Annotated in this window: 21 protein-coding genes and 1 pseudogene; 10 read left to right on the top strand and 12 right to left on the bottom strand. The window is 65.2% G+C overall.

Features of this window, described 5'->3' with window-relative positions; genetic code table 11:
- Positions 1-58 precede the first annotated feature (58 nt).
- Positions 59-1,570 carry an efflux transporter outer membrane subunit gene (locus H0I86_RS04980; protein ID WP_180924245.1) on the bottom strand — a complete coding sequence of 504 codons (1,512 nt, stop codon included), beginning with the start codon at positions 1,568-1,570 and terminating at the stop codon, positions 59-61.
- A 263-nt stretch (positions 1,571-1,833) separates the two neighbouring features.
- Here H0I86_RS04980 and H0I86_RS04975 point away from each other — a divergent pair, with 263 nt between their 5' ends.
- A complete protein-coding gene (locus tag H0I86_RS04975) occupies positions 1,834-2,802 on the top strand; it encodes a LysR family transcriptional regulator (RefSeq protein WP_124298549.1) in 969 nt (322 codons plus the stop codon).
- Between the two features lie 220 nt (positions 2,803-3,022).
- Positions 3,023-3,997: a 2-hydroxyacid dehydrogenase gene (locus tag H0I86_RS04970; protein WP_180924244.1), complete on the top strand. Its 975-nt coding sequence runs from the start codon at positions 3,023-3,025 to the stop codon at positions 3,995-3,997.
- A 150-nt stretch (positions 3,998-4,147) separates the two neighbouring features.
- Here the strand turns inward: H0I86_RS04970 and H0I86_RS04965 are convergent, their stop codons facing one another.
- Positions 4,148-5,047 (bottom strand): DMT family transporter, encoded by a 900-nt coding sequence (locus H0I86_RS04965; protein WP_016703291.1) that lies wholly within the window; start codon positions 5,045-5,047, stop codon positions 4,148-4,150.
- Between the two features lie 160 nt (positions 5,048-5,207).
- Between H0I86_RS04965 and H0I86_RS04960 the strand changes: the two genes are divergently transcribed.
- A complete protein-coding gene (locus tag H0I86_RS04960; RefSeq protein ID WP_180924243.1) occupies positions 5,208-6,083 on the top strand; it encodes a helix-turn-helix domain-containing protein in 876 nt (291 codons plus the stop codon).
- A 145-nt stretch (positions 6,084-6,228) separates the two neighbouring features.
- Here H0I86_RS04960 and dacB read toward each other — a convergent pair whose 3' ends face one another.
- The 4 genes from dacB to H0I86_RS04940 form a co-directional block, all read right to left on the bottom strand.
- Positions 6,229-7,677 (bottom strand): D-alanyl-D-alanine carboxypeptidase/D-alanyl-D-alanine endopeptidase, encoded by a 1,449-nt coding sequence (gene dacB / locus H0I86_RS04955; protein ID WP_180924242.1) that lies wholly within the window; start codon positions 7,675-7,677, stop codon positions 6,229-6,231.
- 142 nt (positions 7,678-7,819) lie between these two features.
- On the bottom strand, positions 7,820-8,143 hold the full coding sequence (locus H0I86_RS04950) for a DUF3325 domain-containing protein (protein ID WP_180924241.1): 324 nt from the start codon (positions 8,141-8,143) through the stop codon (positions 7,820-7,822).
- Positions 8,144-9,718 (bottom strand): PepSY-associated TM helix domain-containing protein, encoded by a 1,575-nt coding sequence (locus H0I86_RS04945; RefSeq protein WP_180924240.1) that lies wholly within the window; start codon positions 9,716-9,718, stop codon positions 8,144-8,146. It lies immediately after the preceding gene.
- Positions 9,715-10,020, bottom strand: a complete 306-nt coding sequence (locus H0I86_RS04940) for a DUF3649 domain-containing protein (RefSeq protein ID WP_180924239.1) — start codon at positions 10,018-10,020, stop codon at positions 9,715-9,717. The genes H0I86_RS04945 and H0I86_RS04940 overlap by 4 nt, the downstream gene beginning before the upstream one ends.
- Positions 10,021-10,241: 221 nt before the next feature.
- Between H0I86_RS04940 and H0I86_RS04935 the strand changes: the two genes are divergently transcribed.
- The 3 genes from H0I86_RS04935 (at position 10,242) to fecA (ending at position 14,284) form a co-directional block, all read left to right on the top strand.
- A complete protein-coding gene (locus H0I86_RS04935; RefSeq protein ID WP_180924238.1) occupies positions 10,242-10,730 on the top strand; it encodes a sigma-70 family RNA polymerase sigma factor in 489 nt (162 codons plus the stop codon).
- Entirely contained in the window at positions 10,727-11,692 is a 966-nt protein-coding gene (locus tag H0I86_RS04930) for a FecR domain-containing protein (RefSeq protein ID WP_180924237.1), read from the top strand. The genes H0I86_RS04935 and H0I86_RS04930 overlap by 4 nt, the downstream gene beginning before the upstream one ends.
- A gap of 231 nt (positions 11,693-11,923) precedes the next feature.
- Positions 11,924-14,284, top strand: a complete 2,361-nt coding sequence (gene fecA / locus H0I86_RS04925; protein ID WP_180924236.1) for a TonB-dependent Fe(3+) dicitrate receptor FecA — start codon at positions 11,924-11,926, stop codon at positions 14,282-14,284.
- A gap of 225 nt (positions 14,285-14,509) precedes the next feature.
- On the opposite strand, the gene H0I86_RS04920 is transcribed toward fecA, so the two are convergent.
- Positions 14,510-14,917, bottom strand: coding sequence for an HPF/RaiA family ribosome-associated protein (locus tag H0I86_RS04920; RefSeq protein ID WP_180924235.1), 408 nt, complete (start codon positions 14,915-14,917; stop codon positions 14,510-14,512).
- Positions 14,918-15,129: 212 nt separating this feature from the next.
- Positions 15,130-16,077, bottom strand: coding sequence for a LysR substrate-binding domain-containing protein (locus tag H0I86_RS04915; RefSeq protein WP_180924234.1), 948 nt, complete (start codon positions 16,075-16,077; stop codon positions 15,130-15,132).
- Positions 16,078-16,212: 135 nt separating this feature from the next.
- On the opposite strand from H0I86_RS04915, the gene H0I86_RS04910 reads away from it, so the two are divergent.
- The 3 genes from H0I86_RS04910 (at position 16,213) to H0I86_RS04900 (ending at position 19,502) form a co-directional block, all read left to right on the top strand.
- Positions 16,213-17,589: an L-serine ammonia-lyase gene (locus H0I86_RS04910; protein WP_180924233.1), complete on the top strand. Its 1,377-nt coding sequence runs from the start codon at positions 16,213-16,215 to the stop codon at positions 17,587-17,589.
- A gap of 63 nt (positions 17,590-17,652) precedes the next feature.
- Positions 17,653-18,954: a serine/threonine transporter gene (locus tag H0I86_RS04905; RefSeq protein WP_180924232.1), complete on the top strand. Its 1,302-nt coding sequence runs from the start codon at positions 17,653-17,655 to the stop codon at positions 18,952-18,954.
- A gap of 218 nt (positions 18,955-19,172) precedes the next feature.
- A complete protein-coding gene (locus tag H0I86_RS04900) occupies positions 19,173-19,502 on the top strand; it encodes a DUF3509 domain-containing protein (protein WP_180924231.1) in 330 nt (109 codons plus the stop codon).
- Here the strand turns inward: H0I86_RS04900 and H0I86_RS04895 are convergent.
- Positions 19,499-19,999, bottom strand: a complete 501-nt coding sequence (locus tag H0I86_RS04895) for a phosphate-starvation-inducible protein PsiE (protein ID WP_023969650.1) — start codon at positions 19,997-19,999, stop codon at positions 19,499-19,501. The two genes, H0I86_RS04900 and H0I86_RS04895, sit on opposite strands and share 4 nt — an antisense overlap.
- A 356-nt stretch (positions 20,000-20,355) precedes the next feature.
- Here H0I86_RS04895 and H0I86_RS04890 point away from each other — a divergent pair.
- Positions 20,356-20,613: pseudogene (locus tag H0I86_RS04890) on the top strand (YebG family protein); the annotation flags it as partial.
- A gap of 155 nt (positions 20,614-20,768) precedes the next feature.
- Here H0I86_RS04890 and H0I86_RS04885 read toward each other — a convergent pair.
- Genes H0I86_RS04885 through pdhA form a run of 3 tightly spaced genes read right to left on the bottom strand, consistent with a single transcriptional unit; the run spans position 20,769 to position 23,962 of the window.
- Positions 20,769-21,878: a dihydrolipoamide acetyltransferase family protein gene (locus H0I86_RS04885; protein ID WP_180924230.1), complete on the bottom strand. Its 1,110-nt coding sequence runs from the start codon at positions 21,876-21,878 to the stop codon at positions 20,769-20,771.
- Positions 21,879-21,888: 10 nt separating this feature from the next.
- Positions 21,889-22,875, bottom strand: a complete 987-nt coding sequence (locus H0I86_RS04880) for an alpha-ketoacid dehydrogenase subunit beta (RefSeq protein WP_124298538.1) — start codon at positions 22,873-22,875, stop codon at positions 21,889-21,891.
- On the bottom strand, positions 22,868-23,962 hold the full coding sequence (gene pdhA, locus H0I86_RS04875; protein WP_373369402.1) for a pyruvate dehydrogenase (acetyl-transferring) E1 component subunit alpha: 1,095 nt from the start codon (positions 23,960-23,962) through the stop codon (positions 22,868-22,870). Before pdhA ends, H0I86_RS04880 begins: the two co-directional genes overlap by 8 nt.
- Between the last annotated feature and the right edge of the window lie 46 nt (positions 23,963-24,008).

The following is a 24,008-nucleotide window of genomic DNA, read 5'->3' as shown; positions in this document are numbered from 1 at the left end:
ACTCAGTGATCAGCACTTGGGGGTCGGCTCTTGGTGGTCAGCTCTTAATGATCAGCTTTTAATGATCGAAGATGGCCAGCGCCGCCGGGGTCTTGCTCGCTTGGGTCTTGTTGTCCTCGGGCACATCCCGTCCCGCCTCCAGGCCGCCGCCCAGGGCAGTCACCAGCTCGGCATGGGCGCTCAGGCGCGCGGCCTGGACCTGCTGCTGGATCTGCTGCTGACGAAACAGCATGCCCTGGGCATTGAGCACATTGAGGTAGTCGGTCAGGCCACGCTGGAAGGCGACCATGGCGATGTCGTAGGTCTTCTGCGCCGACGCCACCGACTCGGCAGCGAACTCGGCCTGCTTGTCCATGGACTCGCGGCGGATCAACTGGTCGGAGATGTTCTTCAGGGCGTTGACCAGGGTCTGGTTGTAGTGGGCCACGGCGATGTCATAACCGGCCGCGGCCTCGCCCAGTTCGGCGCGCAGGCGGCCGCCGTCGAAAATCGGCAGGCTGATGGCCGGGCCGACGTTGTAGTTGAGCTTCTTGCCAGTGAGGAACTCCAGCGCCCCGCCTCCGGTGGCCATGTAGCCGAGGCTGCCCACCAGGTCGACGTTGGGGTAGAAGCCGGCATGGGCGACATCGATGCCGCGCGCCTGGGCCGCCACCTGCCAGCGGCTGGCGACCACGTCCGGGCGCTGGCCGAGCAGTTCGGCGGGCAGCGCCGACGGCAGTTTCAGCGGCGCGGCCAGGGACAGGCTCGGCCGTTGCAACTGCGCGCCCGCCCCCGGCCCCTTGCCAGCCAGGGCGGCGATCTGGTTGCGGCCCAGGGCGATTTCTTCGTCCAGGGCATCCAGCTGGCGATGGGTTTCCGGCAGCGGGGTCTGCGCCTGGCTGACTTCGAAATGGGTACCAATGCCACCGGCCAGGCGCTTTTGCGCCAGTTCGAGAATCTGTTCCTGCTGCTTCAGGGTGGCCAGGACGATATCGCGCTGGGCGTATTGCAGCGACAGCTGGATATAGGCGCGCACGACATTGTTCTGCAATTCAAGCTGGGCCAGGCGCGCCTCGGCGGCGCTCACGTGCGCCAGGTCCACGGCGCGCTCGCTGGCATTGCTTTCCCGGCCCCAGAGGTCGAGGGCGTAGCTGAAGCCCAGCGCGGCGTTGTTGTCCCAGGTGGTGCTGTTGGCCAGCTCGCCCGGGCCATAGAACTGGTCGGTGGGCCAGTTGTGGCGCTTGAGGGTGGCGTCGCCCTTGATCTGCAGCGACTCGGCCGACTCGGCGATACCGGCCATGGCACGCGCCTGGCGCACCCGGGCGGCGGCCATGGCCATGCTCGGGCTGCCCTGCACGGCCAGGTTCACCCACTGGTTCAACTGCGCATCGCCATAGGCCTGCCACCACTGGGCAGCGGGCCAGCGGGCGTCGCGCGCGGCGCTCTGGATCGCCTCGTCGGTGGCCAGGGTATTGGCCGGTAGTGCCTTGCCTTGCGGGGCAATGCCCCCGGTTCCGATGCAGCCGCTGATTGCTAACGATAAAGCCCAAACACTGAGAGTCTTCAGCTCTCTGCTGATGCGACGCGGCACTGCTGCGAATTCCTGAAATAGGGAGGGAGGCGATTCTGTGCGGGAGCCGGTCGCTCGCGAGGCGGCGTCGCTGGAACACCGCGTTGCGGGATCGCCAGCGCGGCGGGCCCTACAGATCGGCGCAATTCTAGGCGGCGGGCTTTGCGGCGATAAGCTGGGATTCCTGTGAATCTTTATTACCGTTCGCGCGATAATCCCTTGGTGGAATAGCCAACAATCTGTTACTTCGTGTCACAATTTGCCATCTCCCCAGAGAGCACCCCATGGACACTTTGCAAAACATGCGCGCCTTCAGCTGTGTCGCCGAAGCCGGCAGCTTCACCGCCGCCGCCGTCCAGCTCGACACCACCACGGCCAACGTCTCGCGCGCGGTCTCCAATCTGGAGGCCCATCTGCAAACCCGCCTGCTCAACCGCACCACTCGCCGCATCGCGCTCACGGAAGCCGGCAAGCGCTACTTGCTGCGCTGCGAGCAGATCCTGGCCTACGTCGAAGAAGCCGAGGCCGAGGCCAGCGACGCCCACGCGCGCCCGTCCGGGCAGTTGAAAGTCCACACCATGACCGGCATCGGCCAGCACTATGTGATCGACGCCATCGCCCGGTACCGCAAGTCGCACCCGGACGTGACCTTCGACCTGACCCTGGCCAACCGCGTGCCGGACCTGCTGGACGAGGGTTACGACGTGTCCATCGTGCTGGCCAGCGAACTGCCGGACTCGGGTTTCGTCTCCCAGCGCCTGGGCATCACCTACAGCATCGTCTGCGCCTCGCCGGCCTACGTGAAAGCCAATGGCTGCCCGAGCAGCCCCAGCGACCTGTCGAACCATGCCTGCCTGCGCCTGGTGAGCCCGGTGATCGCCCTGGACAAATGGCTGTTCGACGGCCCCGAGGGCCAGGAAGGGGTCACCCTCAACGGCTCGCCGTTCCTGGTGAACTCCGCCGACGCGCTGAAAACCGCGATCACCAGCGGCATGGGCCTGGGCGTGCTGCCGGTGTACGCGGCCATCGAGGGCCTGCGCAACGGCACCCTGGTGCGGGTCATGCCCAAGTACCGCTCCCAGGAGCTGAACCTGTACGCCATCTACCCGTCGCGCCAGTACCTGGACGCCAAGATCAAGACCTGGGTCGAGTACCTGCGCAACACCCTGCCGGAGATTCTCGCCGCCCATCAGGCGGAATTGGCGGCCTATGAACTGAGTGGCGGTCTCAGCGGCGTGCGCATGACCACTTGAGCCAAGCCCCTCGGGGCTTTGTCATGCGTCCCCCATCCCTGTAGCCGCTGCCGCCCTGCGATCCCAAGAGCACGTCTCCTGCGGAGCCGATCGCAGCCTTCGGCAGCGGTTACAGTCGCAGAACCTTCTTGCCCTCACAGCCTGCCGCAGCCGCTACAAAAAGCCCGTGGGGAATGTTAGCTTGCTTGGCATTCTCCTCCGCCTGACGAGCTTTCCCGCGATGAAAAAGACCGTACTTGCCTTCAGCCGCATCACTCCGGACATGATCGAGCGCCTGCGCCAGGACTTCGAGGTGATAGTGCCCAACCCCAAGCTGGGCGATATCGGCGCGCAATTCAACGAAGCCCTGCCCCACGCCCACGGCCTGATCGGCGTCGGTCGCAAGCTGGGCCGCGCGCAGCTGGAAAACGCCAGCCAGCTGGAAGTGGTCTCCAGTGTCTCGGTGGGTTACGACAACTATGACCTGGCCTACTTCAACGAACGCGGGATCATGCTCACCAACACCCCGGACGTGCTCACCGAAAGCACCGCCGACCTGGCCTTCGCCCTGCTGATGAGCAGTGCCCGGCGCGTCGCCGAACTGGACGCCTGGACCAAGGCCGGGCAATGGCAGGCCAGCGTCGGCGCGCCGCTGTTCGGTTGCGATGTGCATGGCAAGACCCTGGGCATCGTCGGCATGGGCAATATCGGCGCGGCCATCGCCCGACGCGGTCGCCTGGGCTTCAACATGCCGGTGATCTACAGCGGCAACAGCCGCAAGACCGCGCTGGAACAGGAGCTGGGCGCGCAGTTCCGTAGCCTCGAGCAGTTGCTGGCCGAAGCGGATTTCGTCTGCCTGGTGGTGCCGTTGAGCGAAAAGACCAGGCACCTGATCAGCCACCGCGAACTGGCGCTGATGAAGCCGAGCGCGATCCTGGTGAACATCTCCCGCGGTCCGGTGGTGGATGAGCCGGCGCTGATCGAGGCCCTGCAGAACGGTACGATTCGCGGTGCCGGCCTGGACGTCTACGAGAAGGAACCGCTGGCCGAGTCGCCGCTGTTCCAACTGAAAAACGCCGTGACCCTGCCGCACATCGGCTCGGCCACCCATGAAACCCGCGACGCCATGGCCAACCGTGCCCTGGCCAACCTGCGCAGCGCCCTGCTCGGCGAACGCCCGCAGGACCTGGTCAACCCGCAGGTGTGGAAGGGCTGAAACCTGCCAGCAGCCGTCTTCTGTAGGAGCGGCCGGTCGACGCTCGATTGCCCGCGATAGGCACGACACGGTGTACCTGAGGCACTGCTATCGCGAGCAAGCCTCGCTCCTACAGAAGCGCGGCAAACCCTGCAGCCGCCGCGCTACCCATCAGGCGAGCCGGGGATCGCGGACGGCCAGCGGCTTGGGCTTGCGGAACACCAGCACGTTGCCCAGCATCACCAGGACTAGCCCGGCCAGCGCCGGGGCGGTCCATTGGTAACCTTCGGCGAAGGCCGAGACATTCAGCGCTACCACCGGGAACAGCACGGTGCAGTAGGCCGCCCGCTCCGGGCCCATGCGGCCGACCAGGGTCAGGTAGGCGGTGAAGCCGATCACCGAACCCGGGATCACCAGATACAGCAAGGAGCCGAGGTAGCGCGCGTTCCACTCCATGTCGAAAGGGATGCCCTTGACCAGGCAATAAGCCGCCAGCATCGCCGCGCCATAGGCCATGCCCCAGGCGTTGGTGGTCAGGGGCTTGAGGCCGGCTTTCTGTTGCAGGCTGGACAGCATGTTGCCCGCCGAGAAACACAGGGTCCCCAACAACGCCAACCCCAGGCCGAGCAGGGTTTGCGGGCTGGCGCTATGACCGGCCAGTTCTGGCCAGAACAGCAGGCCCAGCCCCAGCAGCCCCAGCGCCCCGCCCAGCAGTACGTTGCGGGCGATCTTCTGGGCGAAGAACACCCGGGCATTCAGGGCGTTCCACAGGGTCGCCGTGGAAAACACCACCGCCACCAGGCCACTGGGAATCCATTGGCTGGCGTGCAGGAAACACATAAAGTTGATACAGAACAGGCACAGCCCCTGGGCCAGGCAGATCAGGTGCCCGCGCCGGTTCATCACCTGCAGCTTGCGGCTGAGCAGCAGCATGACGAACAGCACCAGGGCCGCCAGGGCGAAGCGATAGACGATGGACACCGGAATCGCCACCACCCCCAGCTGCAGCTTGAGGGCGATCCAGGTGGTGCCCCAGATCAGGACGGTGAGCAGATAAAGCGAGAGGTTCATGGCGTGGGACTCCTGTGCAGGGCAACCCAGTCTCAGGCCATTGCGTGCCGGGGCGCTTGCATAAACTTGCGCTTTTGTCGGTTGCCGGGCTGGCAGCGCGCGGCCTACGGAGTAGGATGCAGCGGCTACGGAACGCCGTTCAATTTCAGACATGACCGCCATGCCCGCACTGGAAACCCTGCAAGTCTTTCAAGCCCTGAACCGCTCGCCCAATGCTCGCCTGGAGCACAGCGCCGAGCTCGGTGACGGCCTGGCCGCGGCCTTGTGGAGCAACCATCACGACGCCCAGGACTACGAAGCGCCGAGCCATCACACCCTGTCGTGCTACATCGCCGGCGGCACCGGGACCTTTCGCCGTGGCCAGCCGGGGACCAAGGGCGGCCCGGACAAGCTGTGCATCCTGCCCGCCGAGCACCGTTCGGCCTGGGTGATCAACGGCGAGATCCGCCTGGCCCACCTGTATTTCAGCCCGGAACAATTTGCCCTGGGCTGCGTGACCCTGCTGGACCGCGAACCCCGCGAACTGCAATTGCAGGAAACCACCTTCCTCGACGATCCGCAGCAGGCCCAACGTTTTCGGCAACTGATCCGGATGAACTGGGACGAACCCGGCGAGCGCCTGCTGACCAGCAGCCTGGCCCACGAGATGCTCAGCCATGCCCTGCTGACCCAGGTCGGCCAACGCCAGGGCTTGCGCCTCAAGGGCGGGCTGGCGGCGCACCAGCGCCGGCAACTGGTGGAATACATCGACAGCCAACTGGCCGAACCGCTCAGCCTCGGGCAGCTGGCCGCGCGCTGCGCCTTGTCGGAATACCACTTCGCGCGGATGTTCCGCGCAAGCTTCGGCCTGCCGCCCCACCAATACCTGCTGGCGCGACGCCTGAAACACGCTCGCGACCTGCTGCGCAGCACCCGCCTGCCCCTGGGCGAGATCGCCCTGGCCTGCGGCTTCGCCAGCGCCAGCCACTTCACCAATCGCTTTCGCCAGGCCCTGGGCGGCACGCCCGGGGAATATCGCCAGGCATTTCTTGGCTGAGCACGGCCGTCAGCTACAGCGCGTCGCCTTCATCGCGGGCAAGTCGGATCGCCGCCCGCTCGCTCCTACAGAAGATGGCCGGGTTTTCAGTAAGAGCGAGGCTTGCCCGTGATAGCAATGTGTCAGGCAAACCCGATCCCCAGCCTTATTGCAACAGCGCCTGCGTCACCCGGTCTTCCAGGGCCTTGATGGGCGCGCCGTCGGCCCGGTAGTTGTTCGACAGCATCACCAGCACCAGCCGACGGCCATCGGCCGCGCGCAGATACCCGGACAGCGACGACACGCCCTGCATCGAGCCGGTCTTGGCATGCAGGTTATCCACAGCCGCGGTGCCTTGCAGGCGATAACGCAGGGTACCGCCGGTCATGCGCTGGGCATCGCCGGCCACCGGCAGCGCTGCGTACCAGGTGGCGAACCAGGGCTGCTTGCGCGCCACCAGCAACAGGTCGCTGAGGCTCTGGCTGGAAATCTGGTTGCGCCGCGATAGCCCCGAGCCGTCCACCTGCACCAGCCCTTGCGGGCTCAGGCCCTGGCGCCGCAGGAAGCCCTCGATGGCCGCCACCCCGGCAGCGGCGGTGCCGGCATTGGCGGTCTTGCGGCCCATGGCCTTGAGCAGCACTTCCGACATGTTGTTGTTCGACAGCTTGAGCAGCGGCGTGATCAAGCCCGCCAGCGGCATCGACGAGTGGCTGGCCAGCACCCGGGCGGCGGGCGCCGTGGGCTGGCCGATGCGCACCTGGCCCTGCACCGTCACGCCCTGCTCGGCCAGCACTTGTTGGAACACATCCGCCACCAGGCGGGTCGGCTCCCACACACTGACCCAATTGCGCCGCGACTGCCCCGGCGGCAAGGCGCCGCTGACCAGCAGCAGGTTGCTGCCATGCTCACGGCCGACCTGCAGGCTGTCCGTCGTTCCGACCCGCCCCTGATTGCGCAGGCTCATCAACCGGTTTTCCGGGCTGACGCGCACTGCCAGCGGTGCTCCCGGCATCGTCGGCGCCGTGACCGACACCAGCACGCTGCCGGCATCGAAGTCGTCGTTGGGGGAAATATTGAGGGCGGAAATCTGCGCCGCGTAATACAGGCTTTCATCGTCGCTGGCCCAGTCGACGCCGAGCCGCTGGTCATCGAAGGCGGTGTCGTCGAGCACCAGGTCGCCCGCGACCTGACGAATGCCGGTGCGTGCCACCGCCGCTGCCAGCTCCCGGTAGTCCGCGACCTGCATGCTCGGATCGCCGGAACCGCGCAGATAGAGATTGCCCTGCAGGCGCTGGCCCTGCTGCGCGCCGTCGCCCAGCACCTCGGTGGCGAAACGGTAGTCGGGGCCGAGGACGTCCAGCGCGGTGGCGGTGGTCAGCAGCTTGAGGCTCGAAGCCGGGATCAGGCGGCTGTCGGGGTTGTGCTGATACAAGGCCGCGCCGCTCTCGGCATCGCGCACCGTCAACGACACCGTGGCGCCCTGGAGCGCCGGGTCGGCCAGGACCTGATCCAGGTTGGCCGCGTAGCGAGCGCCGGGATGGCTGGCGCAAGCCGCCAGTGACAGGGCCAGGAACAACCCCAGCCCGCGAGTGTAGAAACGATGTGTTGAACCCATGAAAAACGTATTTCCTTGATGACCTCGAACCTGCGCCGACAACCCTGCAGCCGCTGCGACGGGCGCCCAGATAACGATTGGCGAGGGGCTTGTGTCAACGAACAATCGAGCCGGCCCCCTCAGGCCGGGCTCTGCAGAGCGCTCATTGCGCCAGCGCGGCCAGTGGGCTGACCAGCAGCCCCAGCCCGGCCGCCAGCAACGCCAGGCGCGGTTGATACGGCAGCAACAGCACCAGCGACAAGGCGCTGAGCATCAAGGCCGCGCACCATTGCACCAGGCCCAGCCCCCAGCCGGCCGCCGCGATCGCCGCCCACAACGAGCCACCCAGCAGCAGCCAGCCGCCAATGCGCAAGCCAGAGCGGCGACGGGTCGTGGGTTTGTAGCCCAGGAGTTCGGCATGATGACGGTCCATCGACAGGCACAAGCCGGCAAAACCGGGGTAACACAGCAGCAGCGCCAGGAGCATTCAGTTCACCTCGGTTTCAAGGGCGGCCCGTCGCGAGCGAGCGGCAACGGCAGGCTGGGCGACAGGACGCGACATCTTCCAGGCCCCCCAGGCCAGGAACAGCCCCGCCGCCAGGCAGGTCAGGTCGAAGCCGGCGCGGACCCAGTCGCCGTGCACCAGGAAACCATCCAGCACATCGGGCATCGTCAACGCATCCAGCAACGGCACGCTGGCCAGCAGCAGCGCCGCCAGGCCCAACTGCTCGACCCAGGCCTTGCGCCCGCGACGCAGCGCGGCGTGCAGCAGGCTCAGGCCCCAGACGATAAAGAAGCTGTTCACTTCCCAGTCCGCCCGCCCGGCAAGGCTCACCGGCAACAGGCGATTGGCCCAGAAGAAGGCGGCGACGGCCAGCACCAGGCCGGACATGCTGGCGATGTTCAGCACTTCCACCAGGCGCAGTTCGAAGGGTGTCACTCCACTCTTGGCATGCTTGAGCTGGCGCTTGCCCAGCCAGATCACCAGCCCGGTGCCGATCATCGCGGTGGCGGCCAGGCCGCAGATAAAGTACAGCCAGCGCAGCAGCGGCCCGGCGAAGAGGCCCATGTGCAGCCCGTAAAAACTGCCGTTGATGGCCAGGGCCGTCGACTGCGGCGGCGACACCTGCAACAGCTTGCCGCTGACCCCGTCGAACGTGAGCACGTTGCCAAAGTCGCGGACCACCTGGTCGCCACCATGACGCAGGACATTCACCGAGGCATTGGCGTCCCCCGGATTGTTCACCGTGATGCGCCCCACGCGGCCGCCCGGCCACTGTTCGCGGGCCTGCTCCAGCAGCGGTTCGAGTTGTACCAGGTGCGCCGGCTTGCCAGCGGCCGGGGCGGTTTTGCTGGCGGGGAACACCTCGTTGAAATACGCCCGGGTGTCGTTGCCGTAGGTGGCCAGGATGCTCGCCGGCATGACCATCGACATGAAGATCACCAGGCTGCTGTAGGTGATCATCAGGTGGAACGGCAGCACCAGCACGCCCACCGCGTTGTGCCCGTCGAGCCAGGAGCGCTGGCCCTTGCGGGGGCGGAAGGTGAAGAAGTCCTTGAAGATTTTCTTGTGGGTGATGATGCCGCTGATCAAGGCGACGAACATCAGCATGGCCGCCGCGGTGGACAGCCAGCGGCCCCACGGATGAGGCACCTGCAACTGGAAATGGAAGCGGTAGAAGAACTCGCCGCCGCGGGTATCGCGGGCCTGCAGCTCGGCGCCGGTGGCCGGGTCCAGCAGTTTCTGGGTGAAGGCGCCGCGCTCGCCGGGCTTGCCCGGGAACTGCCACATCACCGACAGCCCCGGCTCACGGGCATCAGGCAGATTGATGAACCAGCGCGAGGCGCCCTGGGCGTGCTGTTGCAGATAACTCTGGGCGAGGATCAGGCTGGTTTCGTTGCTGACCGAGCGCGACGGCACTTCGGGCTGCATCCAGTGGCTGATTTCGTCCTTGAAGTAGGCCAGGGTGCCGGTCAGGAAAATCGCCAGCAGCAGCCAGCCGAATACCAACCCGGCCCAGGTGTGCAGCCAGGCCATGGACTGACGAAGTCCCTCCTTCATGAAAGATTCATCCAGTGCGCCCACGCAGAAATCGCCGCCAACACCAGCGCCGGCAGCAGCAAACCGAGCCAGGCCTGCCAGGCCGTGCGACAGGCAAAGCACCAGAGCACCGCCACCAGATAGAACAGGAAGGAAGTCATCATGCCGCTGACCACCGCATCGGCGCGGGAGACGGGGAGCAGTAGGGTCATGCAGACGCTGGACAACGCCGCCAGCAGGTAACCGCCGAATACCGCAGCCAGCACCCGCGACATCACGGCCAGACGGTAGGAAGAGGGGATCGTGGCAACTTTGCTTTTCATGTTTCGACCTTGAAACCAGGACCGCCCGGCGCAGGGAATTCCCCCACCCGAACTCAAGTCGGCGCAATATTAATGATAAATATTCTCATGCGCAAAAAAACACCGATCAGTCACGGGATCTTCCGCCGGTCCGGGTTGATTGCCGAATGCCATGTCAGGCCACTACAATTGCGAACAATTCTTGTTATCTTAAGCATTTTCATGCTGCCGGAGCGTTCGGCTTGGCTCACTCCTCTACCGTCGAAGTCCTCTATCACGCCCATCACAGCTGGCTGAACGGCTGGTTGCGGCGTCGGCTCGGCTGCCCCGACAGCGCCGCCGACCTGGCCCAGGACACCTTCATGCGGGTGCTCAGCGCCCGGGAAACGCCATCGATCGTCGAGCCACGGGCGTTCCTCACCACCATCGCCAAGCGGGTGCTGTGCAACCATTACCGGCGCCAGGACCTGGAACGGGCCTACCTCGAGACGCTGGCGCAGATGCCGGAACTGCTGGCGCCATCCGAGGAGGACAAGGCGATCATCCTGCAGACCCTGCTGGAGCTGGACCAATTGCTCGACGGTTTGCCGCGCCTGGTGAAACGCGCGTTCCTGCTGGCCCAGGTCGATGGCCTGAAACACGGCGAGATCGCCCGCGAACTGGGGATCTCCATCGCCACGGTCAAGCGCCACCTGCACAAGGCAGCCCTGCGCTGCTATTTCGCCCTGTGAACGCAGCCCTCCCCCGCCCGCCGGACATCGGCGCCCAGGTCGCCGAACAGGCCGTGCACTGGCTGCTCGAAATGCAGGCGGGCCCGCTCAGCCCACGCCAGCAACGGGCCTGGCAGCAATGGCACGACGCCCACAGCGAACATCAACGGGCCTGGGAACATATCCAACGGGTCAATTCGCGGCTGCGTGGCCTGTCTTCGCCCCTGGCCCATGCCGCGCTCACTACGCCGAAGTCCTCCAGCCGGCGCCAGGCGCTGAAACTGCTGCTGATCCTCGGCGCCGGTTCCGCCGCGGCCTGGGGCTTGCGCGAACACAATCCGCTGCCCCCGCTGATGGCCGACTACCGCAGCCCGGTGGGCCAGCGGCGCAAACTGCAACTGAGCGATGGCAGCCAGCTGCAGCTCAATACCGACAGCGCGGTGGACGTGAGTTTCGACGGCCAGCAACGGCTGATCCGGCTGTTGGCCGGGGAGATTCTGCTGACCGCCGCGGCCGACAGCCGTCCGCTGTTGATACAGAGCGCCCAGGGCCTGCTGCGCCCACAAGGCGCCCGGTTGAACCTGCGCCAGTTCAGCCAGCGCCCCCAGCTGGCGGTGTTCGAGGGCAACGTCAGCCTCAGCCCGTCGGATCATTCGGGAGCGCCGTTACTGGTAAGCAAGGGGCAACAATTGAGCTTCACCCGCAGCGCCTGGGACACCCCACGGCCGCTGGACGCCGGCAGCGGCGCCTGGAGCGAGGGCATGCTGGTGGCCGCCCATATGCGCCTGGCGGACTTCCTCGACGAGTTGGGCCGCTACCGTCGCGGCCAGCTCAACTGCGATCCACGGGTCGCCGACCTGCTGATCTCCGGCAGTTATCCACTGGACGACAGCGAACGGATCCTCGACCTGCTGGAAATCAGCCTGCCGGTGAAGGTCCGGCGTTTTACCCGTTATTGGGTGACGGTCGAAGCCCGGGCATGACTGTGTAGCCGCTGCCGCAGGCTGCGACAAGGCCCGAAGGGCCTTCGAGGGTCTCAAGAGCACGTCCCCTTCGGGGCCGATCGCAGCCTGCGGCAGCGGCTACAGGTTGACGCCGATCGAATGTTTTTCTCCAACGCCAGATTTTTTTCATTTTGTGTGAGCCGTTTTCCAGCACTCGCGTGACAGAGAAGGAAAGCCCCCTTGACTGCAACCTTCTCAGGATCGATGTCCATGCCCCAGCAACCCACTCGCCTCACGCCCCTTGCCCGCCCCGTGCGCCAGTTGCTGCTGGGCGCCAGCCTGAGCTTGGCCGCCCTGCCGCTGGCCATGGCCGCCGACGGCCCGGCGCGCGACTACCACATCGCCGCGTCGTCGCTGGAAAACGCCCTGAACCAGTTCGGCCGTGAGGCCGGGGTGCTGATTTCCTTCGGCTCCCAGGTCGCCAGCGGCGTGCAGAGCCGGGGCCTGGAAGGCCGCTACACCGCCGAGGAAGGTCTGAATGCCTTGCTCAAGGGCAGCGGCCTGCAAGCCCGCGCCGAAGGCGGCAATGCCTTCAGCCTGCAACCGGTGAGCGCCGAGGGCGCACCGGCGGCCCTGGAGTTGGGGGCGTCCAGCGTGGTCGGCGACTGGCTGGGCGATGCGGCGCAGAGCAACGTCTTCGAGCACCCGGGTGCCCGTGACGTGATCCGCCGCGAAGCATTCGAACGCCAGGGCGCCACCCAGGCACGCGATGTGCTCAACCGCATCCCCGGGGTCAACGCCCCGGAAAACAACGGCACCGGCAGCCACGACATGGCGCTGAACTTCGGCATTCGCGGGCTCAACCCGCGCCTGGCCTCGCGCTCCACGGTCCTGATGGACGGCATTCCGGTGCCCTTCGCGCCCTATGGCCAGCCGCAGCTGTCCTTCGCCCCGGTCAGCATGGGCAACATGGACGCCGTGGACGTGGTGCGTGGCGGCGGCGCCGTGCGTTACGGGCCGCAGAACGTCGGCGGCATCGTCAACTTCGTGACCCGCGCCATCCCCGATGCGCCCACGGTCAAGGGTGGCTTCCAGACCGAGACCAGCCCATCCTCCAGCCACGACGGCTTCAAGACCACCGGCAACCTGCTGGCCGGCGGCACCGCCGACAACGGCCTGGGCGGCGCCCTGCTGTACTCCGGCACCCGTGGCGGCGACTGGCGTGAACACAGCGACACGCAAATCGACGACCTGATCCTCAAGGGCCACTACCAGCTCGACGACGCCAACAGCTTCAACGCCATGGCCCAGTACTACGAGGGCGAGGCCGACATGCCCGGCGGCCTGAACATTGCCGACTACAAGGCCGATCCGTATCAGTCGACCCGCCCGTACGACAAGTTCTGGGGCCGCCGTACGCTGATCAACTTCGGCTACCGCTACCAGGAAGATCGCCGCGAATTCACCGTCAACAGCTTCTTCACCAAGACCCTGCGCAGCGGCTACCTGGACCAGGGCAGCTTCCTGTCGCTGTCGCCACGCGAATACTGGGTGCGCGGCATCGAAACCCGCTTCGCCCAGGGCTTCGACCTCGGGCCGACCCGCCATGAGCTGGGCATCGGTTACCGCTACATCAACGAGGCCGGGCACGAGTTGCGCTACCGCACGCCGATCAGCGCCAACCAGCAACTGCCCAGCACCAGCAGCCGCAACGACCGCGATACCCGCGGCGGCACCGAGGCCAATGCGTTCTTCGTCGACGACCGCATCGACATCGGCAAGTGGACCCTCACCCCGGGCATTCGCTACGAGATGATCGAGTCCCAGCAGACCAACAACCTGACCAACGTCAAATACAAGGGCGACTACAACACCGCGCTACCGGCGCTGAACGTGATGTACCACCTGACCGACAGCTGGAACCTCTACGCCAACACCGAAGGTTCGTTCGGCAGCGTGCAATACAGCCAGATGCCCAACCGCGTGAGCAGCGGCGAAGTGAAACCGGAGAAGGCCCGCACCTGGGAATTGGGCACCCGCTATGACGACGGCAGCCTGCGGGCGGAGATCGGCGCGTTCCTGATCAACTTCGACAACCAGTACGACAGCAACCAGACCAACGACTCGGTGATCGCCCGTGGCGAAACCCGCCACCAAGGCATCGAGGCCAGCGTCAATTACGCACTGGACGGCCTGAGCCCGGCGCTGGCCGGTTTCGATCTGTACGCCACCTACGCCTACGTCGACGCCACCATTCGTGAAGACGGGCCGAACAAGGGCAACCGCGTGCCGTTCTCCTCCAAGCACAAGGGCACCCTCGGCATCGGTTACACCGAAGGCCCATGGAAACTGAACTTCGACAGCAGCTACCAGAGCAGCCAGTTCGCCGACAACGCCAACACCTCCGCCGAAAGCGCCGACGGCAGCACCGGACGGATTCCCGGCTACATGCTGTTCAGCAGCCGCGCCGCCTACGACTTCGGCCCGCAACTGTCGGACCTCAACGTAGCGGTCGGGGTGAAGAACATCTTCAACCACCAATACTTCACCCGCTCGTTCGACGACAACAACAAAGGCAAATACGTGGGCGAACCACGGACACTGTATGTACAGACCTCTGTGGCGTTCTGATCCACGGCCATCGCCAGCAGCCAAGCTCCTACGGAACAGCACATTTCCCCGTTTCTGTAGGAACCAGGCTTGCCGGCGATGAAGATGGCGCGGTGTATCGGGCCGGACGCCATCACGGGCAAGTCGGATCGCCGCCCGCTCGCTCTACAGAAACGCGACGCAAAAAAAGGGCCTGCATGTGCAGGCCCTTTTTGCTAGGTGCTTCTTGGTTGGGTACTTGCGCCGTCAGCTATTGAGCGCGGCCTGTTCGTTTTCCAGGAATTCCTCTTCAAGCAAGGCGTCGGTCTGACCGGCGCGGGCGCTTGGCGCTGCCGCGGCGCGCTTGTTGCGCAACCGGCCGAACAGGTGTTCCAGGGAACTCTCCAGCTTGGTGGCCGCTCCTTCGATGGCCAGTTCCAGGGATTCGGCTTTGTGGGTCACGGAAATCGGTTGATGGCCTTTTGGCCGCGCCTCCAGTTGGCAGCGCAAATCGTGGGGACCGGGCTTGTCGCCGTTCTCGTCCCGCAGATGAACCTCGACTCGGGTCAGGTCCTCCTCGTAGCGTTCGAGCGTGCTCTCAATGGTAGTACGTACCCACTCCTCCAGTCGGATGCTGCTTTGAATATGGTTATCGCTATTGACCTGGATTTGCATAGTTCTTCCCTTATTTCAGCTAGCTCGCGAGAGGAACCGCGTGCCCCTGAGGGCGTACTTTTTGCGGCCTCTTGGTTACAGAGTTGGGCAGAGCGCGGAACAATTCAACCCCTTAAAAAAGATAAATATCTATTCGCAAATAAAGCCGGACAAGGAGCAAAAGCGCTGTTAATGTCGGGAGTTGGGTCACCCCTGCCCCTGGCCTTTTCCACTCACAACTGCCCTTCTCCCAGAGGGTGCTGGCTGCGAAAAATCCCCGCCTCCTCCACCAGCCAGTCGTGCACCGCGCGCACACCCGGATGGCTCAGCGCACCCGGCGCATACAGCAGCACATAACGTTTGTGATTGGGCACCGCGAGGCCGAACGGCACGATCAGGGTGCCGCGCTCCAGTTCGTCGTTGAGCAGGGTGCGCCGGGCAATCGCCACCCCCATCCCGGCGATCGCCGCCTCGATGGTCAGGTGGTTGCGATTGAAGGTGTGCCCGCGCCGCACATCCGCGCCCTCAAAGCCGATGGCATTGAGATAGAACTCCCACTCCGCGTACTCGTAGCTGCCGCGCCAGGCGGTGATGTCGTGCAGCAACGGGAAATGCACCAGGTCTGCCGGACCGTGCAGCGGCGGCCGTCCGCGCAACAGGCCCGGGGCACAGACTGGGAAGATCTGCTCGTCCAGCAGGGCTGTGGATAACAGTCCCGGATAGCTGCCGTCGTTGAGGTCGATGGCCAGGTCAAAATCACCCTCATACAGGGCGACGCTGCTGTCCTCGGCCACCAGCCGCAATTGAATGTCCGGAAAACGCTGCTGCAACCGGGGCAGGCGCGGGGTCAGCCATTTGCCGAGAAACGACGGGATCGAGCGCAGGCGCAAGGTGCCGCTGATCATCCCGGCATCCAGCCGGCGCAGTTCGGCGTCGATGCTGCCATAGGCCTCGTTCACCGTGATCGCCAGCCGCTGCCCCTCGGCGCTCAGTTCCACCCCACGGGCGCGCCGATGAAACAGGCGAAACCCAAGCCGTTCTTCCAGCAGGCGGATCTGCTGGCTGACCGCCCCCGGGGTGATGTGCAGTTCTTCCGCGCAACGGGTGAACGACAAGTGCCGCGCGGCACAGGAAAACACATGCAGCCAGACATAGGTCTGGGCATGAAACTGACGACTCATCGTTTAGTCCTGCTAAAGGCTGTCTTAGGAAAATTCGTTGGTCAGTCTTGACCGAGCTAGGCAGTATCGCCGACCTGACGCTCGGCCTACAAAAAATGGCAGCGATTCCTCTTCCATTGCTTGTAAGGCTTTAGCATGGCTATCAGTGTTTTCGATCTCTTCAAAGTCGGTATCGGCCCGTCCAGTTCCCACACCGTCGGCCCGATGCGCGCCGCCGCGACCTTCGCCCAGGGGCTGTTCGAGCAAGGTTTGCAGGAGCAGGTGCGGCGGGTGGAAATCCGCCTGTACGGCTCGCTGTCCGCCACCGGCGTCGGCCACGCCACCGACCGCGCCTGCGTCATGGGCCTGATGGGCGAATGGCCCGACAGCATTGACCCGCGCAGCATCGGCCCGTGCATCCAGCAACTGCGCGAAAGCGGCGAGCTGAGCCTCGGCGGTCGCTCGACCATCGCCTTCGACTGGCACCGCGACCTGTTGCTGCTCGACGAGAGCCTGCCCTACCACCCCAATGCCATGTCGCTGTCGGCCTTCGGCGCGGACGGCTTGCTGTGGCGGCAGACCTACTACTCGGTGGGTGGCGGTTTTATCGTCGAGGAAGCCGAAGTGACCGAAGGCGCGCCGGCGGCCAACAGCGTCGAGCTGCCCTACGACTTCAACAGCGCGGTGGAACTCCTGGCCCTGTGCCAACGGCATCAGCTGCGAGTCTCGGAACTGATGATGGCCAACGAACGCACCTGGCGCAGCGATGCCGAAATCCGCAGCGGCCTGCTGCACATCTGGGCGGTGATGCGCGAATGCGTCGAACAGGGCCTGCGCCACGAAGGCACCCTGCCCGGCGGCCTGGATGTGCCGCGCCGCGCGGCCAAGCTGCATCGCAACCTGCTGGAAATCGGCAAGCCCAACGTCATCAGCTCGACCCTGTCGGCCATGGAGTGGGTCAACCTGTTCGCCCTGGCGGTGAACGAGGAAAACGCCGCCGGCGGGCGCATGGTCACCGCACCGACCAACGGCGCGGCCGGGATCATCCCGGCGGTGCTGCATTACTACATGAAGTTCAACCCCGAAGCGTCGGACGACGACGTAGTCGACTTCTTCCTCGGCGCCGCTGCGGTGGGCATCCTCTGCAAGAAAAACGCCTCGATCTCCGGCGCCGAAGTCGGCTGCCAGGGCGAGGTGGGTTCCGCCTGCGCGATGGCCGCCGCGGGCCTTGCCGAGGTGCTCGGGGCGACGCCGGAGCAACTGGAAAACGCCGCGGAAATCGGCCTGGAACATAACCTCGGCCTGACCTGCGACCCGGTCGGCGGCCTGGTGCAGGTGCCTTGCATCGAGCGCAACGCGATCGCCGCGGTGAAGGCGATCAACGCCACCCAGATGGCCCTGCGCGGCGACGGCAAACACTTCATTTCCCTGGACCGGGTGATCCGCACCATGCGCGATACCGGCGCCGACATGCACGACAAATACAAAGAAACTTCACGGGGCGGCCTGGCCGTGAGCTGGGTGGAGTGCTGAGGAGCATTCCCTGACCGTCCGCCCCACGTGAGCCCGAGCAAAAATAATAACGAGGCGATACCGATGACCGATGTACGAACACCCGCTGCCGAAAACCCTGCCGTAGAGACTGCCCGCGGCACCACGACCACCAGCCAGGGCTGGAGCAAACACGACACCACCTGGATGCTCGGCCTGTACGGCACCGCCATCGGCGCCGGTACCCTGTTCCTGCCGATCAACGCCGGGGTCGGCGGCTTCTGGCCGCTGATCGTGCTGGCGCTGCTGGCCTTCCCGATGACCTTCTTCGCCCACCGCGGGCTGACCCGCTTCGTGCTGTCCGGGCGCTCCGGCGACATCACCGAGGTGGTGGAAGAACACTTCGGCATCGGCGCCGGCAAGCTGATCACCCTGCTCTACTTCTTCGCCATCTTCCCGATCCTGCTGGTGTACAGCGTGGCGCTGACCAACACCCTGGGCAGCTTCATGGAACACCAGTTGCACATGACGCCACCGCCGCGGGCAGTCCTGTCGCTGGTGCTGATCCTCGGCCTGATGGCCATCGTGCGCTGCGGCCAGGGCGTGATCGTGCGGGCCATGAGCGTGCTGGTCTATCCCTTTGTCGCCGCGCTGTTGCTGCTGGCCCTCAGCCTGATTCCGAACTGGAACGGTGCCTTCTTCGCTTCGGCCAATGACGGCATGTCCATGCCGCTGTTCCTCAAGACCCTGTGGCTGGCGATCCCGGTAATGGTGTTCTCGTTCAACCATTCGCCGATCATCTCCGCCTTCGCCGTCGACCAGAAGCGCCACTACGGCGCCCAGGCCGAACGCAAGAGCAGCGGCATCCTCGCCGTGGCCCACGGCATGATGGTGCTGACGGTGATGTTCTTCTGCTTCAGCTGCGTGCTGGCCCTGTCGCCGGCCGACCTGGCCGCGGCCAAGGCGCAGAACATCTCGATCCTGTCGTACCTGGCCAACCACTTCCAGACCCCGGTGATCGCCTATGCCGCGCCGCTGATCGCATTGGTGGCCATCACCAAATCCTTCCTCGGCCACTACATCGGCGCCAGCGAAGGTTTCCAGGGGCTGATCGTGAAAAGCCTGCGCAGCCGTGGCCGGACCTTGTCGTTGCGCCGGCTGGAGCGTTGCACCGCGCTGTTCATGGTCCTGACCTGCTGGGCCGTGGCTACCTTCAATCCGAGCATCCTCGGCATGATCGAAACCCTGGGCGGGCCGGTGATCGCCTGCCTGCTGTTCCTGATGCCGATGTACGCGATCCGCCGGGTGCCATCGCTGCGCCAGTATTCGGGCCAGCTGTCGAATCTGTTCGTGGTGCTGATCGGTCTGATCGCACTGTCAGCGATCATTTATTCGTTCATGCCCTGAAACGGGTAGCCAAAGAAAAACGGACCTTTTGGTCCGTTTTTTTTCGCCCCCGGGTTTATTGGCCGGCGGTTTTCCCGGCATGCCCTTTGCTTTGCAAGAGCTGAGGAATACGGACGTTAACAAACCTCAGCGAACGGCCTGCCAGTGGTCTGGAGATGCGAACTAATCCCGACCACAGCCGGTCAATGACTGCACGATACAATCAGGCGGTGACGCACATGGATAACCCCTTTCAGCTGATTACCGATGCCTTCGCCCCGGAATACCGGGTCAACCTGAGCATCCAGGGCCTGGACGGCAGCATCATGCTGACCCTGTCCAAGGCCGGCCGGGTCGTGGCCAAGCGCATGATCAGCGCCGAGCAGCGCAACGATCCGCAGCGGCTCAAACGCCTGGTGCAAAGCATTCAGTTCGGCATCGCCATCGAGCAGGGCCACAGCGCCATGGCCATCCTCGAAGCCATGACCAACAGCGACAGCTTCAAGCTGCCGCTGCCGGCCGCCAAGGGCCGGCCCGCTAACCGGCCGCCCTTGATCGTGGCGATTTAAAGCTCGCCCTTCTCGACTTCCGGATGCTCGCTGGAACCCGCGCCGACCTTGCGTTGCGGGTGTTCGATCTTCACCGACGGGAACTGCGACGAGGCGTAGCGCACCACCAGGATGGAGAAGGCCAGCAGCAGGATGCCACCACACAGGTAGATGATCCCCAGGTCCGGCGGGTTGTGGTGCGACACATTGGAGATCAGCAGGCGGGTCAGCGCGGTGATCGCCACGTAGATCAGGAAGCGCACCGGCATGTGGTTGGTCTTGAAGTAGATGCCGACCATGGCGCCCAGTTCGAGGTAGATGAACAGCAGGAGAATGTCATCGATCTTGATATGCCCTGCTTCGAGCATCCCGAGAAATTCCATCACCGCCGCCCAGGCCGTCACCGCGCCGATGGCAAACAGCGCCAGGTAGTGAAAGGTCTCCACGAACAGGTTGCCCAGGGACTCGGCCAGCTGATGGACGTTCTGCCGCAGTTTCTCGGCCCAATTGATTTTCACGATGGTTTTTCCTTAGGTCGACTCGACCGGATGATGCGGGTTGGACGTGACGGTTGTTCTGCATGCAGAAAAAAGGCCAGCGTCTGGGGAATGAGATGGCGGCCGGGGCCGGCTGGACACTTCTGCGGTGCTCTCAAGGGCGTCTTCGCGGGCAAGTCGGATCGCCGCCCGCTCGCGCCTACAGAAACAGGCGCGCTCGCCCACAATGGGATCGACACGGATCACCTGACAAACCCTGAAACCCGGCTAGATTAAAAAGCCACTATTCAAAGCAGCAGGATTCGCTTATCCTGCCAGCTGTATATAAATACAGTAGTAGCAAAGACCCATTATCGTGAAGGCATGTGAGGTGGTGAATGGCCGTCGAAGTGGTATACCGCAGCAGCCGAGATCTGGAGCGCTTGTTCATGGATAAAGCCGAAGCTGACCGTCATGACAAAATGCTCGAACTGGCTGAATTGCTGGCGCAAGTGTTGCAAAAAGCTGTGCCGTCCCTGAGCGAGCAGCAGGTGGAAGAAGCCGGGATCTACATGGCGAAGAACCGCGACGTGTTCGCCAAGGCCTTCAAGAGCCAGCCGGACGCCCTGTCCGAACTGCTCAGCGCGCCGGTTGCGGCGGCCGAGCCAGAGGCTCCGCTGGCAGCCCCCGAAGCCGCGGAACCCGCAGCACCGGCCAAGCCCGCCAAGGCGAGCAAGGCCGCCAAGTAAGCAGGCTCGAATTGAACAGGCCCTGGGTTTGCGCCCAGGGCCTTTTTCATGCCTGTGGAAAACTAAAGCTCAGGTTGCTCCAGCGCTTCGACCAGCGCCTTGAAGAAGCGCGCCGCCTCGCCGCCGGTCACCACCCGATGATCGAAGGTCAACGACAGCGGCAGCAGCGGATGCACCGCCACCGCGCCGTTCAGGGCCACCGGCTCGTCGCGGATCACCCCGGCGGCGAGGATCGCCACTTGCGGCGGCACCACCACCGGGTTGGCATAACGGCCGAACAGGGTACCGAAGTTGGACAGGGTCAGGGTCGCGCCCATCATCTCCTTGGGCGGGATCGAACGCGCCTGCACATCGGCGCGCAAGCGCGTCACCCCGGCCTTGAGGTCCGCCGCGTCGCGCTGGCCGACATTGCGCAGCACCGGCACGAACAGGCCATCGGGGGTGTCCACGGCAATGCCCAGGTCGAGGTGCTGGTGCTGCTTTATCGACAGGGTCTTGCCGTCGAACGCGCTGTTGAGCACCGGCTCCACCGCACAGGCCGCCGCCAGCGCCTTGGCCAGGCGGATCAGCGGATCGCGGGCCTGGCCCCAACGGTGCAGGTCGGCATCGCCGTAAATCGTCACCGGCACCACCTCGGCATGGGAGCGGGCCATGTTCAGCGCCATGCTCCGACGTACCCCGCGCAGCCGGTCACCGCCGAACCGCTCGCGTTCCAGTTGCGCGGCGTTTTCCACATCGCCGCGGGTGACCAGCCCGTCCTTGGCCGAACCGCTCAAGGCATTCACATCCACGCCCAGTTGCCGGGCCAGTTGGCGCACCGCTGGCGTGGCGCGGGCCGCCATGTGTTCGCGGGTCGAGGGCGCGGCACCGACAAAAAACCGGTCTTCCTGACTGGCCCCGCCACCCTCGAGGCGCCCGACCACGGTGCCGGCATCCGCCTCGCCTTCGTAGCCGAGCAAGGGTTCGCCGACATGCAGGATGTCGCCCGGCGCGCCGTAGGTTTTCGCCACCACCCCGTCATAGGGCGCGGGAATGTCCACCAGGGCCTTGGCGGTTTCCACCGACACCAGCAACTGATCGGCCTTGACCGTATCGCCGGCCCTGACGTGCCACTCGACGATTTCCGCTTCCTGCAGGCCTTCGCCCAGATCGGGCAGTTTGAAATATTTCATCGCAGCCTCCTCAGGCGAAGTTCAGGGTGCTGTCGCAGGCGTGAAGAATGTCTTCGACGCCGGGGATGTACAGCGACTCCAGGCGATACAGCGGCGGTGGAATGTCCGGCGCGGTGACCCGCAGGATCGGCGCCTGCAATTCCAGCAACGCCCGCTCGTAGAGGCTGGCGGCGATTTCCGCGCCGACGCCGCAGGTGCGTGGCGCCTCGTGCACGATCACGCAGCGCCCGGTCTTGCGCACCGAGGCTTCCAGGGTGTCGAGGTCCAGCGGCTTGATGCAGGCGACGTCGATCACCTCCGCCGACACGCCCTGCTCGGCCAGCGCGGCGGCGGCCTGCAAAGTCTCGACGATGCTCGCGCCCCAGCTGACCAGGGTGATGTCGCTGCCTTCGCGCAGGGTGAAGCAACTGTCCAGCGGCAGGCGCTTGCCGTCGTCCACCAGCGGTTGCGGGTTCATGCGGTAAAGGCGGGTCGGCTCGAGGAACAGCACCGGGTCGGGATCGTCGATGGCCGCCAGCAGCAGGCCGTAGGCCCGCGCCGGCGAGGACGGCACTAGCACCCGCAACCCCGGGATATGGGCGAACAGCGCCTCGGTGCTTTCGCTGTGATGCTCCGGTGCGCGAATGCCCGCGCCCATGGGCGTGCGCAGTACCATCGGACAGGTGATGCGCCCGCGGGTGCGGTTGCGCATGCGGCTGGCATGGGACACCAGGTGCTCCATGGTCGCGTAGATAAAACCCATGAACTGGATTTCCACCACCGGCTTCAAGCCCTGCGCGGCCATGCCGATCACCAGACCGCCGAGCATGGTTTCCGCCAGTGGCGAGTCGATCACCCGCTTGAAACCGAAACTGTCGCGCAGCCCCAGGGTGGCGCGGAACACCCCGCCGTTCACCCCCACGTCCTCACCCAGGACAATCACGTTCTCGTCCTCGGCCATGGCCCGGTGCAGCGCCAGGTTCACCGCTTCCAGCAGGCTGAATGTGCCGTTACTCATAGTCCGTACCTCCCGCCCGCCGCGCCAGCCGTTCGAGGAACATCTCGCGCTGCTCGGCCAGGGCCGCCGGCCACTGCGCGTAGACGTAGTCCAGTACCGACTCGGGGGCTTGGGTGCCCGCCGCCTCGAAGTTATCCACAGCGCGCTGCACCAGCGCCTGGCATTCCACCATCAGCGCCATCTCGCGGTTTCCCTCCCAGACGCCCTGCCCGACCATGAAGCGTTGCAGGCGTTTGATCGGTTCTTCCAGCCAGGCCTGCTTGACCTCATCCGCGGCCCGATAGCGCGTGGCATCGTCGGCGGTGGTGTGGTCGCCCAGGCGATAGCTCAGGCATTCCAGCAGCACCGGTCCCTTGCCATGCCGGGCACGCTCCAGGGCCGCCTGCACCCGGTCGTACACCGCAAGCATGTCGTTGCCATCGACCTGTTCGCCGTGGAAGCCGGCGCCGATGGCTTTCTGTGCCAGGGTCGGCGCGCCGCACTGGATGCGCCGTGGCACCGAGATCGCCCATTGGTTGTTGTTGACCACGAACACCACCGGCAACTGCCAGGTACCCGCCACGTTGAGGGCTTCGAGGAAGTCGCCCTTGCTGGTGGCGCCATCGCCACAGGTGGTCACCACCACCCGGTGCTCGCCACGGATCTTGAACGCGCTGGCCACGCCGCAGGCATGCAGGGCCTGGGTGGCGATCGGCACACAGATCGGGAAGTCCTCGGCCACCGCCGGGTCGGCGAAATCGCTGCCGCGCTCGTCGCCGCCCCAGTACAGCAGGATCTCCTCCATGCGCACCCCGCGCATCAGCTGCACGGCGGTGTCGCGGTAATAGGGCACCAGCACGTCCTCGGGCCGCATCAGGCTGCCGATGGCCACGCCAATGGCTTCCTGGCCGAGGGTCGGCGCGTAGGTGCCGATGCGTCCGGTGCGTTGCAGGGCCACGGCTTTCTGGTCGAACAGCCGGGTAAGGACCATCTGCCGGTAGAGTCGGGTCAGCAGATTGAAGTCGTCGGCCCAGGCCGGCAGGTCGCCGAGCAACTGGCCGTCCGGGGACAAATAGCGGGTATAGGGAAGTGCAACCTTGTGAGGCATCACATGGCTCCTGGCACGCCGGGTCAGCGTGCAGTTGTTGCGCCCC

Source organism: Pseudomonas chlororaphis subsp. aurantiaca (assembly GCF_013466605.1).
In the GTDB taxonomy this organism is placed as follows: Bacteria; Pseudomonadota; Gammaproteobacteria; order Pseudomonadales; family Pseudomonadaceae; genus Aquipseudomonas; species Aquipseudomonas chlororaphis_I.
This window is presented reverse-complemented; position numbering and strand designations above follow the sequence as displayed.